13 protein-coding genes are annotated in these 12,798 nt (G+C 73.4%); 2 read left to right on the forward strand and 11 right to left on the reverse strand.

The features are described from left to right. Positions 1-11: 11 nt before the first annotated feature. The 4 genes from VFG42_RS16205 to VFG42_RS16220 all read right to left on the reverse strand — a co-directional run bounded on the left by VFG42_RS16205 (position 12) and on the right by VFG42_RS16220 (position 3,419). Entirely contained in the window at positions 12-932 is a 921-nt protein-coding gene (locus tag VFG42_RS16205; RefSeq protein ID WP_324909800.1) for a hypothetical protein, read from the reverse strand. 160 nt (positions 933-1,092) lie between these two features. Continuing rightward, on the reverse strand, positions 1,093-1,443 hold the full coding sequence (locus VFG42_RS16210) for a hypothetical protein (protein ID WP_324909801.1): 351 nt from the start codon (positions 1,441-1,443) through the stop codon (positions 1,093-1,095). Positions 1,444-1,512: 69 nt separating this feature from the next. After that, entirely contained in the window at positions 1,513-2,229 is a 717-nt protein-coding gene (locus tag VFG42_RS16215; RefSeq protein ID WP_324909802.1) for a sterol desaturase family protein, read from the reverse strand. A gap of 59 nt (positions 2,230-2,288) precedes the next feature. Then, positions 2,289-3,419 (reverse strand): hypothetical protein, encoded by a 1,131-nt coding sequence (locus VFG42_RS16220; RefSeq protein WP_324909803.1) that lies wholly within the window; start codon positions 3,417-3,419, stop codon positions 2,289-2,291. A 59-nt stretch (positions 3,420-3,478) separates the two neighbouring features. Here VFG42_RS16220 and VFG42_RS16225 point away from each other — a divergent pair, with 59 nt between their 5' ends. Beyond that, positions 3,479-4,786 carry an aminotransferase class I/II-fold pyridoxal phosphate-dependent enzyme gene (locus VFG42_RS16225; RefSeq protein ID WP_324909804.1) on the forward strand — a complete coding sequence of 436 codons (1,308 nt, stop codon included), beginning with the start codon at positions 3,479-3,481 and terminating at the stop codon, positions 4,784-4,786. Positions 4,787-5,181: 395 nt separating this feature from the next. Further along, on the forward strand, positions 5,182-5,505 hold the full coding sequence (locus tag VFG42_RS16230) for a hypothetical protein (RefSeq protein ID WP_324909805.1): 324 nt from the start codon (positions 5,182-5,184) through the stop codon (positions 5,503-5,505). A gap of 69 nt (positions 5,506-5,574) precedes the next feature. Here VFG42_RS16230 and VFG42_RS16235 read toward each other — a convergent pair whose 3' ends face one another. The 7 genes from VFG42_RS16235 to VFG42_RS16265 form a co-directional block, all read right to left on the reverse strand. Continuing rightward, complete coding sequence (locus VFG42_RS16235) at positions 5,575-6,012, reverse strand: VOC family protein (protein ID WP_324909806.1); 438 nt, start codon at positions 6,010-6,012, stop codon at positions 5,575-5,577. Continuing rightward, entirely contained in the window at positions 6,009-6,509 is a 501-nt protein-coding gene (locus VFG42_RS16240; RefSeq protein WP_324909807.1) for a hypothetical protein, read from the reverse strand. Before VFG42_RS16240 ends, VFG42_RS16235 begins: the two co-directional genes overlap by 4 nt. Before the next feature lie 31 nt (positions 6,510-6,540). Beyond that, positions 6,541-7,029 (reverse strand): hypothetical protein, encoded by a 489-nt coding sequence (locus VFG42_RS16245; protein ID WP_324909809.1) that lies wholly within the window; start codon positions 7,027-7,029, stop codon positions 6,541-6,543. 23 nt (positions 7,030-7,052) lie between these two features. Then, positions 7,053-7,703: a phenylalanine--tRNA ligase beta subunit-related protein gene (locus VFG42_RS16250; RefSeq protein WP_324909810.1), complete on the reverse strand. Its 651-nt coding sequence runs from the start codon at positions 7,701-7,703 to the stop codon at positions 7,053-7,055. Next, a complete protein-coding gene (locus VFG42_RS16255) occupies positions 7,700-8,455 on the reverse strand; it encodes a hypothetical protein (protein WP_324909811.1) in 756 nt (251 codons plus the stop codon). The genes VFG42_RS16250 and VFG42_RS16255 overlap by 4 nt, the downstream gene beginning before the upstream one ends. Beyond that, positions 8,452-11,190 (reverse strand): efflux RND transporter permease subunit, encoded by a 2,739-nt coding sequence (locus VFG42_RS16260; RefSeq protein WP_324909812.1) that lies wholly within the window; start codon positions 11,188-11,190, stop codon positions 8,452-8,454. The genes VFG42_RS16255 and VFG42_RS16260 overlap by 4 nt, the downstream gene beginning before the upstream one ends. A gap of 81 nt (positions 11,191-11,271) precedes the next feature. Next, entirely contained in the window at positions 11,272-12,792 is a 1,521-nt protein-coding gene (locus VFG42_RS16265; RefSeq protein WP_324909813.1) for an MlaD family protein, read from the reverse strand. Between the last annotated feature and the right edge of the window lie 6 nt (positions 12,793-12,798).

The following is a 12,798-nucleotide window of genomic DNA, read 5'->3' on the forward strand; positions in this document are numbered from 1 at the left end:
TCGGGCCGGCGTCAGGCCGCCGCGGCGAAGCGCGTCCCCGCGCCGCCGCCGGTGGCCTTGACGCCGAGCGCGTGCAGGCCGGCCAGGCCCATCCAGCCCTCGTAGGGCGCGAAGGCCTCCAGGACCTCCTCCTCGGTGGCGCGCGCGGACGGGCGGCCGCCCGCGCGGGCGCGGCCGACGAGCTTGAGGTAGGCCAGGTCGCCGGCGGGCAGGACGTCGTGGCGGCCCTGGCCGTGCAGCGCCAGGACGGCGATCGTCCACGAGCCGATGCCGGAGATCCGGCGCAGCCGCGCCCAGCCGGCCTCCTCGCCGCCGGGCGCGCAGCGCAGGTCGCAGCGACCCGAGGCGACCTCGCGCGACGCCTTGACCAGCGCCAGCGCGCGCGCCGCCGAGAGCCCGAACGCCTGCAGCCGCGCGGGCGCGGTGTCGCCGAGCGTCCGCGCCGTCGGCAGGTCGCGCAGCGTGCGCGTCCCGTCCCACGACGGCGCGCGGCGGCCCAGCCGCCACACGATCGCGCGCTCGATCTCGGCGGCCTCCTCGTAGGCGATCAGCTGCTCGCAGATCCCCCACGCCAGCGCCTCGAACGGCTCGGGCCGGCGCACCGGCCGCAGATGCGGGCGCGTCCGCACCGACGGCCCGATCCACGGGTCGTCGCGGAAGCGGTCGTAGAACGGCCGCAGCGAGACGTCCACGCCGAACCCGGCGCGCACCCGCGCGATCGCCTCCTCGCAGACCTCGCCGGTCTCCCCGCGCGCGCCGATCACCACGCGCTCGCTCGACGGCTGCGCCGCCCGGACGACCACCGGCGCGTCCTCGACATGCACCAGCCGCTCCCAGACCCCGCCGCGCATCGACGCCACGCCGTCCATCCCGCCCGCGCCGGGCAGGCGGAACGGCCACGGCGGGCGGACCTCGCGACGGACCTCGATCATCGGGCGCCGGAGGCTACGCCTCGCGCAGGACGGGCGCGCGTCAGCACCGGGCCCGAGCGGGCCGAACCGGTGGCGCCTTCGTGTCGCATGGGAACACCAAGGCGCCACCGGTTGGGGTTCGGTGCCGAACCGAGCCCTCGCGCGGGTGCGTCGGGGCCGGTCAGTCCCGGCCGCTCAGGAGGTGGATGTCCACCAGGAACGAGCGGGTCGCGCGGATCTCGCCCAGCGAGGTCCGCTGCTCCTTGCGGCGTACGCGGACCCGCTTGCGGGCGCGGGCGCGGCGGACGACGGCGACGGTGGCCGCGCCGGCGGCGAAGCCGGTGACCGCGACGGCGGCGGCCTGGACGGCGACCGGCGCGGCGACGACGAGGTTGCGGCCGGACTCGGGCGCGGTGGGCGCCGGGGCAGGCCGCGGTGGGATCTCGTGGGCCTCCGGCACCGGAAGCGCGTCCACCACCTCGACGTCGTCGTCGTCGGCGGGCGCGGCGTGCTCGAAGGAGGGATCCGTCACGAGGTCAAGGATGCCGCATCGACAGGCGGGAAGCGACGTCCGCGGACCGTCGGGTCCGACGGACGTCGATCAGGTCGCGCCCGAGGCCGTGTCGGTCGGCCCGTGCTTGCCGCGCGAGGCGACCGGCGGAGCGCCCGAGGCGCGCGCCGCGCGCTGCTCGGACAGCGGCCGGTTGCCGGTGCGGGACGTCGCCGTCCCGAAGACGTTGTCCCAGTACGGCGCGCTGATGCCGAAGCCGGTCTCGTCGTCCTGGAAGTGATGGCGCATGTGCAGCTCGCGCAGCTTGTGCCCCACCGCCGTGCGCGGCGTGTGGTGGTGCACGTGGTAGTGGAGCATGTCGTAGGCCAAGTACCCGGCCAGGAACCCACCGCCGAACACCAGCGCCGCGTTCCAGCCGAGGATCAGCCAGAACACCGACAGCACCGCGGCGCCCAGCGGGAGCGACACCGACGGCGGCATGACCAGCCGCAGCGGGTCGTTGGGGTGGTCGTGGTGGACGCCGTGGATCATCCAGTGCAGCCGCATCCCGATCTGCGAGTTGTAGGGCTCGAAGTGGAAGACGACGCGGTGCAGCCAGTACTCGAAGAGCGTCCAGAAGACGTACCCCGCGATCAGCAGGAGCACGGCCTGGAGCGTGCTCTGCCGGCCGAAGCCGGCGATGACCATCACGAGGATGATCGGCGTGAAGATGATCGGCGGCACCGACGGGTGGACACGCGTGAAGCGGTCCAGCCACGGGCTCTCGAACATCGGCGGCGAAGCCTTGAGATCGTCGGACCGTGCCATTAGGTCAACCTTATCGCGCCGCGCAACCTGATTGCACGTACAACCTGAATCCCGGTCGATCAAAGCTCCCGACGATAGATCCGGTACTTCTTGACCACCCGCCCGTGCATGGCCTCCATGCCCCGGTTCATCGCGCGGTTGGTCTCCAGGATCCAGCCCATCTCGCCGCCCTTGATCCGCGGGTGGCGAGCTGCGGTGTCGAAGTGCTCCAGGTACAGCGCGGCCGCCGCGCCCGTGTGCTGGAACTTGGGCTTGACGCCCAGGAACCCGACGCGGACCTTGTCGATGGTCTTGCTGCGGCGCAGGTAGTGCCACCACCCGAAGGGCAGCAGCCGCCCCTTCATCTTGGGCAGGACCTGGTTGAGATCCGGGATCGTGATGGCGATCGCGATCGGCTCGTCGCCGACCTCGGCGATCATGAACCAGTCGCGGCTGTAGGCCAGCTGCAGCTCGAGCGCGTACTGGTCGAGGTCCTCCTCGCCGTAGGGCACGAACCCGAAGTTGCGCCGCCACGCCCGGTTGTAGATCTCGCCGAAGACGTCCATGTCGCGCCGCAGGTGGCGGCGCGACATGCGCCGGATCGTGACCCCGTGCTTCTCGCGGGCGTCGCGGGCCAGCTCGGGCAGGATGTCCAGCATCTGCTCGCGGTCGGAGATGTCGAGGTGCCACATGAGCAGGTCGACCTCCTTCTCCAGCCCCAGGCCCTCCTCCAGCAGCCGCTGGTAGTAGGGCGGGTGCCACGGCTGGCGGATCATCGGCGGGAGGTCGTGGCCCTCGACGACGATGCCCGACTCGTCGTTCATCGTGAAGTCGGCCGGACCGCTCATCAGCGTCATCCCGCGGGTGCGCAGCCAGTCCTCGGCGCGCGCGATCAGCGCGGCGGCGGCCTCGGTGTCGTCCTCGCACTCGAAGAACCCGAACCACCCGCGCAGCTCGCCGTGGTGGCGGTTGTAGGCGTGGTCGACGTGCGCGGACACGCGGCCGACGACGCGCCCGTCGCGCTCGGCCACCAGCAGCTCGAAGTCGATGCGCGACGCGTAGGTGCCGAGCTTCGGCCGGCGCGACAGGAACAGCCGGCGCTCGAGCTTCAGCGGCGGGACCCACGGCGTCCCGGCGTGCAGCCGGAACGGAAGGTCGATGAACGCGCCGACGTCGCGGTACGAGCGGGCAGGACGAACGGTCACCGGCATGAAGGTCCGCACCCTAGCTGACCAAACCTGGCGACAGACGGCACAGGTACGCTCCTGGCGTGCCCACACGTGCGCAGGTCGACGTCTTCGAGAAGGCCCGGACCCACGAGCGCCTGGAGATCCTCCGGGCCGCCCGGGCGGCCGACATGGTGCCCTACTTCCGCGTCATGGAGTCCCCGGCGCGGCCCGTGGTCGAGATGGAGGGCCAGGCCCGGATCATGCTCGGGGGCAACAACTACCTCGGGCTGACCGAGGACGAGCGCGTGATCGACGGCGCCGCCGACGCGCTCAGGCAATACGGCACGGGCATGACCGGTTCGCGACTGCTCAACGGAACGACCCAGATGCACCTGACGCTCGAGGCCGAGATCGCCGAGTGGATGGGCACCGAGGACGCGATCGTCTTCACGACCGGCAACCAGGCCAACGTCGGCACGCTCGGCACGATCCTCGCGCCGGGCGACACCGTGATCGTCGACTCCGGCGACCACGCGTCGATCCTCGACGGCTGCCTGCTGAGCAAGGCCAAGCTGCGCCCGTTCCGCCATAACAAGCTCGACAAGCTCGAGCGGATGCTGGAGCGCGCGGCGGGCGACGGCGGCGGCGTGCTCGTCGTCGTCGACGGCGTCTTCTCGATGGAGGGCGACCTCGCCCCGCTGCCGGAGATCTGCGACCTCTGCGAGGCCTACGGCGCGCGCCTGATGGTCGACGAGGCCCACGGCGCCGGCGTGCTCGGCGACCGCGGCGCCGGCGCCTGCGAGCTGTTCGGCGTCGAGGACCGCGTCGACCTGCGGATGGGCACGTTCTCCAAGTCCTTGGCGAGCTGCGGCGGCTTCGTCGCCGGCTCCGCCGAGGTGATCGAGTACCTGCGGATCCAGTCGCGGACGTTCCTCTTCACGGCGTCCGCCGTCCCGGCCGCGACCGGCGCCGCGCTGGCCGCGCTGCGCGTCGTCCGCGGCGCCGACGGCCCGCCGCTGCTGAAGGCCGTGCAGGACAACGCGCGCTACTTCCGCGACGGGCTCGAGGAGCGCGGCTTCGCGGTCGTCGAGCCTCAGCGCCTGCCCGCCGGCCACCCCTACGGCGCCGACATCGTCACGCCCATCATCCCCGTGTTGATCGGCGACGACTGGCAGGCCGGGCTCATGTGGAAGGGCCTCTATGAAGAGGGCGTCTTCGTCAACACCGCGCTGCACCCCGCCGTGCCCCCGGGCGCCTCGCTGCTGCGCACCTCGGTGATGGCCACGCACGATCGCGCGACGCTCGACCGGGCGCTCGACGCCTTCACGAAGGTCAAGGCGGCCTTCGAGCGCGAGCACGGCCCGCTGCCCGGCCCGGGCGAGCACGGCAAGCGCCGCCGGCAGGATTGAACCCGCCGCTGAGCGTTGCTCAGCAACCTTGGTCAGCAGGATTTCAGCAACTGTCCGTAGCACGTCGGGAGCGCTCGACGACGCCTCGTCGGGCGCTCGCCGACGGGCGGACAACCGGGTGTGTCTGACGGAAGAAAAAAGGCGCTCTGAGCGAATGTTGCGGTCGTTCACACCTTGATCGAACGTGCCGCCCTGGCATACGTTCGAGACGCGTTCGAGGCGGACGCCCCGGGGATTGGATGTCCCGGATCGAGGAGTGGTTTCGTTTGAGGAGACGCCCACTCGTCGTGCCGGAGACACGTGGTCGACCCCGGTCCGTCGCTGCCCGGACGCTCGTCACGCAGAACACACGAGCGCCGGCTCACGACTGAGGGTGAGCCCGGCAGGGAGGACAGATGAACGCAGCAGCGACGATCGCCCCTGCGCCGCAGCACTTGCGCGCATTGGCCCGAGCGAACGAGGTGCGCCTCGCCCGCGCGGAGCTCAAGCGCCAGGTGGCCGAGGGGGAGATCAGCGCCGCGCACGTCATCCTCGAGTGCCCGTGGGAGGCCGCCTCGATGACGGTCTCCGACCTCCTGACCAGCCAGCGCCGCTGGGGCAGCACCCGGTGCCGCAAGCTCCTGGCCTCGATCCCCATGTCGGAGAACAAGACCGTGGGATCGATGACCGAGCGCCAGCGAAACGCCCTCGCCGCCCTGTTGGAGGGACTCCCGGCCTAGAAGGTTGATGCGCAGCGCGCGGCGGGCCGTCCGACTCGATGGACGGCTCGCCGCGTAGCGGCCACCGATCTAGGCGGTCGCGATCTCGATCAGATGGCCGTCGGGATCGCGGAAGTAGATGGACTTGAAGCGCCCGCGCTCGAAGACCTCCGAGCACGGCACGCCCCGGCCCCGCAGGTAGTCGCGCCACGCGACCTGCTCGTCGGCCGACCCGACGCTGAAGGCGAAGTGGTGGACGCCGCCGCGGCCCTCCTGCGCCTCCCCCATCCGCGGGTACTCCATGAAGGACACCAACGTGCCCGGCGTGCCGTTGGCGTCGCCGAACCAGAAGTGCCGCGAGCCCGGGTCGTCCGGGTTGTCCTCCTGCGCCGTGAGCGCCAGGCCGAGGACGTCGCGGTAGAACGCGGTCGTCCGGTCGAGGTCGGCCACGATCGCGGTGACGTGGTGCAGCCCGCGCAGCTGCATGCGGCGCTGCGGGGCGCCGGGCTCGGCGGGGAGGTCGCTCACGCGCGGAACCCTACGCCGCCGCTCCGACGCACGAACGCTCGGCGGAAGAGGAAGAAGGCGGCGAGCCCGGCGACGAGCGCGATCGGCGGGATCACGTTCTGCGACACGCCCGCGACGTAGAACGGGATCGCGACGACGACGGCGACCAGGCCCGCCAGCAGCGACGAGTGCGAGCGGTAGCCGGCGAAGTGCTCGCGGAACGACAGCTCGCCGGCCGAGAGCGTGATGAGCACGAAGCCGCCGCCGAGCAGGACCGCGCGGCGGTCGCCGGTCGCGAAGGCGAAGCCCCAGACCAGCAGGACGATCGACAGCAGGATCGTCAGCTCGGTCAGCGGGAACGGCGCCCACGGGGCGGGCGGCGCGTCCTCCCTGCGCGACGTGTAGGTCGCGGTGCGGGGAGGCGAGGGCGCCCGGACCGGCGCGGCGGGACGCTCCACCGCGGGCGGAGGCGGCGGGGCGATCTCGTGGCTGACGCGCTTGCGGCTGCGGCGACCCATGGGGCGGGATGGTATTCCGCGCGGGCCGGCCTCACGCCGGCGCGGGCCTCGGGCATCCCGAGGAGAGCTTGACCTGCCACCAGCCCATGCAGCGCCCGACGATGCCCAGGCGGGGCCGGACGAGGTAGGCGCCGCAGCCGTGCTCGCCGAGGTCGGCCAGCGGGAGCCGGACGTGGCGGTGCCGCGCGGGGTCGCGCAGCATCTCCTCCAGCAGCGCGCGGCTGTCGGCCTCCAGCTCGGCGCGCCGGGCGACGACGACGTGCGCGCGGCGCACGCGCTCGGCCAGCTCGTCGCGGACGCGCTCCAGCTCGCCCAGGCCCAGCAGGCGCGGGCCGTGGACGGCCGCCGCGCGCGCCTGGACGTCCGCGTCGGTCACGTGCGGGAACGCGGCGAGCACCGCGGCGCCCAGCTCGCGCTCCAGCCGCGCGATCTGCGCGCGCAGCGTGCGGCGTGCGGCCCGCTCGTCGGCGGGCGCGACGACCGGGGGCGCGAGACGGGTGCTGTCGGCAAGGACGACCACGCAGTTCCTCTCTCCGGCCGAGGTTAGCGCCCGAGGCCCTCGGCCGCCAGCCACAACGCCTCGTCGACGTGGACCTCGGGCACCCCGGGCACGGCGATCGCGACCAGGCGCACCGCGGCCGTGCGGCGGTGCGGGCCGTGCGCGCTCGAACGGCGGCCGAAGAGGACGGCGACCGGCCCGGCGCCGTCGGCCAGCACGAGACGGCCCCGCGGCACGTCGTGGGCGTACCCGCCCTCGGCGGGCAGCGTCTCCCCCGCCCGCGCCGCGCGCAGCGTCACCTCTCCCTCCAGGGCCGCCTCGTCGAAGGCGACGATCGGCACCCCGGTCTCCAGCAGGCCGAGCACGAGCGCATCGGTGAAGCGGTCGCCGGTGTGCAGCTCGCCGCGGATCAGGCGCTCGACCGCCAGCTGCTCGACCGGCGTGCGCTCGACGTCCGGGTCGAGGCCGACCTGGCGGAAGAACACGCGGTAGGCGTGCGGGACCGGGCGCGTGCGCAGCTGGATCGCGTTGGCGCCGCGAAAGCGCGTGCTGACGTCCTCCAGCCGCAGCCGCAGCCCGCGCGGCGTCTTGTGCCCGCCCTCGACGGCGACCAGCGCCCAGCGCAGGCGCAGGCCGGGCAGCTCGTCCAGGACGGCCGCGTCGACCAGGCCCTCGCGCGGGTCGTCGCCGCTCACGTCCCGCCGCCCAGCTCCCGGGCGCGGGTCACGAGGTCGTCGGCGCCGATCGTCCCGAACGTCGTCGCCGCGACGCGGCCGCCGCGCCGGGCGAACGTGATCTGGGGGCAGACCTGCACGTGGTAGGCGTTGGACAGCGCGCCGTCGCGGTCGTAGCCGATCGGGATGCTCCAGCCGTGGTCGCCGACGAGCTTGCGCAGCTCGTCGCGGTCGCCGCGGATCGCGATCGCCGCCAGCTGGACGCCGGGCAGCCGCGCCCGCGCGCGATCGAGGACGTCGACCTGGTCGATGCACTCCCGGTTGCGGACGGTGAAGAACGCCAGGACGACCGGCCCGGCGTCGCGCAGCGCGCAGCCGTTGAGCACGTCGGCCCCGCGGACCTGACAGGCCGGGACGTGGCCGGCCTGCCCCTCGCCGGCGTGCGTGGCGAGGTTGGCGTCGCCGTCGAGCCTGCCGGTGGCCGTGGGCACCGCGAAGGGCGGCATGGCCTCGCCGTCCGGGATCCCGCGCGCGCCCTGGTCGGTGCCGTGACGGATCGTCGTGGCCAGCAGCACGAGCACGAGCACCAGCGCGCCGACGCCGACGACCCAGACGTAGCTGCGCCCCGGCGCGGCGGCGGGACGGCGGCCGCGCGGCGACGGCGACGGCGACCGCGGGGCGTCGCGCGCGGACGCGGGCTCGCGGCGCGGCGCCGACGCCGGCGGCGGGTCCAGGTCCTCGTCGTCGAAGTCGAGCGGGCCGCGCTCGCTCATGTCTCCGGCTGGGTGCGGCGCAGCGAGGGCCGGCGCGGGCGGCGCACGCGCGGGCGGGGTACGCGCGGCCGGGGCACCCGGACGTCGGACAGCGTGAAGCGCTCGCCGAGCACCAGCGCCGAGGGCAGCACGAGCAGCACGCCGAGCAGCGACACGGTGAGGTCGACGACCGTCACCGCTCCGAAGTCGCGCAGCATCCTGATGTCGCTCAGCGCCAGGACCGCGAAGCCCGCGATCGCCGTCACGCCCGAGGCGAGCACCGCCGCGCCGGTCGACCGATAGGTCCGCTCCAGCGCCGCGGCCGGGTCGAAGCCGTCGGCCCGCTCGCTCCGATAGCGCTCGGCGAGCAGCACGGAGAACTCGGTCGAGATCGCGATCACCAGCGCGCCGAGCGTCACCGACATGGGGTTCAACGGCACGCGGATCGCGAACAGCACGAGCGCCGACCAGCCGGTCGCCAGCGCGATCGGCACCAGCGGCGTGAGCGCCCGGCGCCAGGACCGGAAGGCCGCCAACAACACCGCGGCGACGGCGACCAGGCCCAACACCATCAACAGCATCCGCCGCCAGGTCGAGGACACCTGCGCGTCGGCGTCGGCCGCCAGCACCGGCAGGCCGGCGAGCTGCGCGTCGACGCCCTTGGGCGGGTGCAGCTCGCGCCGCATCGTGTCGATGACCTGCTTCTGGCGCGCGAGCGGCATCAGCCGGATCCCGAACGCCAGCGTCGCGGTCTTGCGGTCGGCCGTGACGACGCTCTGGGAGAAGTACTCCGGCACGACCTTCAGCAGCTCGTCGACCTGGGCCTGCGAGGTGACCTTGCCGCTGTTGCCGCCGAAGAGGTCGGGCAGCGAGAACGCCGGGCACAGCTCGGCCTTGCCGCAGCCGCGCTTGTCGGTGTAGCCGAAGGTCTTCAGCAGCCGCGACTGGTAGGCCGCCATCCAGTTGAGGTTCGCGGGCGTCGTGAGCTTCCGGTCGCTGCGCACGACGACGTCGATCTGGCCGCCGACGCTCGTCGACCGCTCCAGCGCGGTGAGGTCCCGCAGCGCGGGCAGGTCCTGCGGGACGAGCTTGGTGACGTCGGACTCGACCTTGGTCTGCGTGTCCAGGCCCCAGCCGACGATCGCGACCCCCAGCCCGACGGCCAGCACGCGGCCCGGCCGGTGCGCCGCGGCGCCCAGCGCCCGCGCGCGCGCCGCGCGGCCGCCGCGCAGCAGCCCGCGCGTCGCCGGGTTCTCGCGCAGCAGCTCGCCCGCGCCGCGGCCCGCGGAGGCGACCATCGCGCCCGCCTCGGCGACGGAGGCGCCGAGGCGCCCGCCCACGCGCGGCCGGCCGCCGCCGCGGCCCGTCCGCCCCGCCGTGCCGACCAGCACCGCCACGCCGAGCGTCGTCGCCGTCGCCAACCCGACGAAGATGCCCGCGACCAGCAGCCAGCCGAAGCCGCGGACCATCGGCACCGGCGAGGCGCCGAGCACCAGGAAGCCCGCGGCGGTCGCCAGCGCGGCGATCGCCACCGACGGCGCGCCGCGCCGCGCGACGTGGGCGACCGCGCGCGCGACCTCCGCGCGTGACGCCCCGGGCCCCGCGCGCTCCTCGATGCGCGACTGCAGCTGGATCGCGTAGTCGACGGCCAGGCCGATCAGCACCGGCACGACGCCGACCGACGCCATCGTCAGCGACGCGCCGATCAGCGACAGCGCGCCGAAGGTGATCGCCACCGCGGCCAGCGCGACGACCAGCGGCAGCAGCCGGCGCCGCGCCGGGAAGACCAGCGCCAGCACCAAGGCCATCACCAACACCGAGGCGATCAGCAGCAGGACGATGGCGTCGGTGATGTTCGTCGTCAGGTCCGACAGCACGACCGGCGCGCCGGTGACCGTGTAGGTCCCGCCGTTGGCCAGCCGGAAGTCCTTCATCTCGGTCGCGGCCCGGATGTTCGCGATCGCGTCCTTGCGCTGCCGGTCGCTCAGCCCCGGCTTCAACCGCACCTGGATCAGCGACGAGTCCTTGTTGGGCCACAGGTAGGCGAAGCGCGACTTCGGCGTGCCCGCCGCCTTGCCGCCCTCGAAGACCAGCTGCGAGACGAAGCCGGGGTCGTTGACCTCCGGCGCCTTGAGCAGCCCGTACTTGAGGGCGATCTGCGCCGCCTGCGTCAGCGCCTGGTACTCGGCGAGCTGCTGGGCCTGCGTCGCCAGCTTCTTGGAGCGCGCGACCGAGTACCTCTTGGCCCGCGCCAGCTTGTAGGCCGCGGTGTAGGCCTGCTGGGCGTCGTCCTTGATCGCCTGCTGCTGGGCGGTGAACTGGTCGCCGATCTGGCCGACGGACTCGTTGATGAACGTGCCGGGGCCGAAGACGACCTTGGCGGGCTTGGCCTTGCCGAGCCGTCCGCACGGCCCGCTCCAGCCGCCGGGCGGCGTGTGGTCCTTGGGCACGTTGCCGCCCAGGCAGCCCTCCAGGCCGATGAGCTGGTTGAGGTCGGTCGTCAGCACGACCTTCGACACCGGCCCGGAGACCAGCACGTAGACGGCGTCCTCGCCGAACAGCTCGTGGTCGCGCTCGGTCGCCTGCCAGGACGCGCTCGACGTCCCGACCAGCGTCTTGGTCGCGGTGGTGGGCGCCAACCGCAGCGCCAGCGCGGCGCCCGCCAGCGCGAGCACCGTCACCAGCAGGCCGACCGCCAGCGGGCGGCGGGCGGCCGTGCCCATGGCGGCGCCCAGGATGCGCGGGAGCCGACCCATCAGTCCGCTGAGGGTACCGGGACGGTCACGGCCGTGCGCCGGATCCCGGGCGGGCCGGGCGGGCCGGCGGGGCCGTCTGGCCTACGGCTGCGGCAGCCCCGCCTGCAGGCCCGCGACGTTGGCCTTGACCTGCGGGAACTGGGTCAGCGTCCCGCCGAGGTTGAAGCGCGGCTGCTGCGTGCACGGCGGCGCGACGACGTTGCCGTTGTTCAGCGCGTACTTGAGGATGTTGTCGCGCAGCGTCTCGTCCATCACGCCCGGGACGGCCGGGCCCAGCGTCGGGTTCGGCGCGGTGGCCGAGCCGCACTGGCGCGTCTCGAACGACGACAGGCCGGTCTTGAGGCTGTTGCTGTCGCCCGGGAAGGCGTACGGGTTGGTCCGGTTGGTCTTCAGGCGGTTGGGGTACTGCGCCAGCGCCTCGGGGTTGAGCGGGTTGGCCGTGCGCAGGTAGTGCAGGTTCTCGCCGCTGGCCTGCGAGGGCGTCACCGCCTGGGTCGAGGCCGTCGCGTTGGCGAAGAACGCGTTCAGCTCGCTCTTGTACAGGCCCGCGCCGTCGAGGATCGGGTTGAGCTGCTGCAGCGGCGCGTCGAAGTTCGCCAGCAGCGGATGCAGGTCGTCGAGGAACTGCTCGGTCGCCGGCAGGCCCTTCTTGGAGGCCTTGGTCAGCGGGTCGATCGAGCGGAACAGGTGCTTGAGGTCGGGCGCGATCGCCGAGAGCTGCTCGAGCGTCGGCGACAGCTCGCGCGCCGCCGGGCGCAGCTGCGTGACGACCGGGTTGGCGTTGGCCGAGAACCGCGACAGGCGCTTGAGCGTCGTCGCCGACTCCTCCTCGAACGTCGGCAGCGCCTTGAACGTCGCCTGGAGCTCCGCGTCGCGCGCGGCGGTCGTCGCGAACACGCGGTTGGAGTTCGTGATGACGCCCGCCAGCTGCTTGTCGCGCTCGCTGAGCGCGTCGAACACCACGCCGGTGTTGCGCACGAGCTGGCGCACGCCGGCCTTCTGCTCGTTGAGGATCTGCAGCAGCTTGGTGGTGTCCTCGGCGAACGGCGCGAGCTGGCCGAGCGCGTCGTTGAGGTCCTGGCCGCGGCCGTTCAGCGACTCGGCCTGGGTCTGGATCCAGGTCTGGAACGCCTTGCGCGTCCGCGGGTCGAACGTGCGCAGGATCTCGTCCAGCTCGACGGTGTCGGCGACGCGTCCGGTGGCCAGGCGCCCGTTGTCGGGGATCGGCCTGGCCTTCGGCGTGCCCGGCGTCAGCTCGACGTAGGTCTCGCCCAGCAGCGTCTTCTGGCGCAGCGTCGCGCGGGCGTCGGAGGGCAGCGGCGCGTAGTCGGGGTCGAGCTGGATCGTCGCGTCCGAGCGGCCCGTCTGCTTGTTGGTCTGGATGGCCTTGACCTTGCCGACCGGCACGCCGGAGATGCGCACGTCGGCCTCCTGGGCCAGCTGCGTCGCCTCGCCGAAGGACACCTTGAACTGGTAGCCCTTGGGCGCGAACGGCGTCGACCCGCCGAAGGCCAGCCACAGGAACAGCAGCAGGCCGAAGCAGGACAGCGCGAAGCCGACCATCACGAAGATCTTGCCGAGGCTGGGGACCTGCTTGTTCACGCGCCG

The organism is Baekduia sp. (assembly GCF_035685985.1).
Classification (GTDB): domain Bacteria; phylum Actinomycetota; class Thermoleophilia; order Solirubrobacterales; family Solirubrobacteraceae; genus Baekduia.

Coding starts and splice junctions, on each gene's coding strand:
- VFG42_RS16255 (WP_324909811.1), bottom strand. CDS start 8,455: ATGAGCGAGCGCGGCCCGCTCGACTTCGACGACGAGGACCTGGACCCG.
- VFG42_RS16260 (WP_324909812.1), bottom strand. CDS start 11,190: ATGGGTCGGCTCCCGCGCATCCTGGGCGCCGCCATGGGCACGGCCGCC.
- VFG42_RS16230 (WP_324909805.1), top strand. CDS start 5,182: ATGAACGCAGCAGCGACGATCGCCCCTGCGCCGCAGCACTTGCGCGCA.
- VFG42_RS16240 (WP_324909807.1), bottom strand. CDS start 6,509: ATGGGTCGCCGCAGCCGCAAGCGCGTCAGCCACGAGATCGCCCCGCCG.
- VFG42_RS16205 (WP_324909800.1), bottom strand. CDS start 932: ATGATCGAGGTCCGTCGCGAGGTCCGCCCGCCGTGGCCGTTCCGCCTG.
- VFG42_RS16220 (WP_324909803.1), bottom strand. CDS start 3,419: ATGCCGGTGACCGTTCGTCCTGCCCGCTCGTACCGCGACGTCGGCGCG.
- VFG42_RS16215 (WP_324909802.1), bottom strand. CDS start 2,229: ATGGCACGGTCCGACGATCTCAAGGCTTCGCCGCCGATGTTCGAGAGC.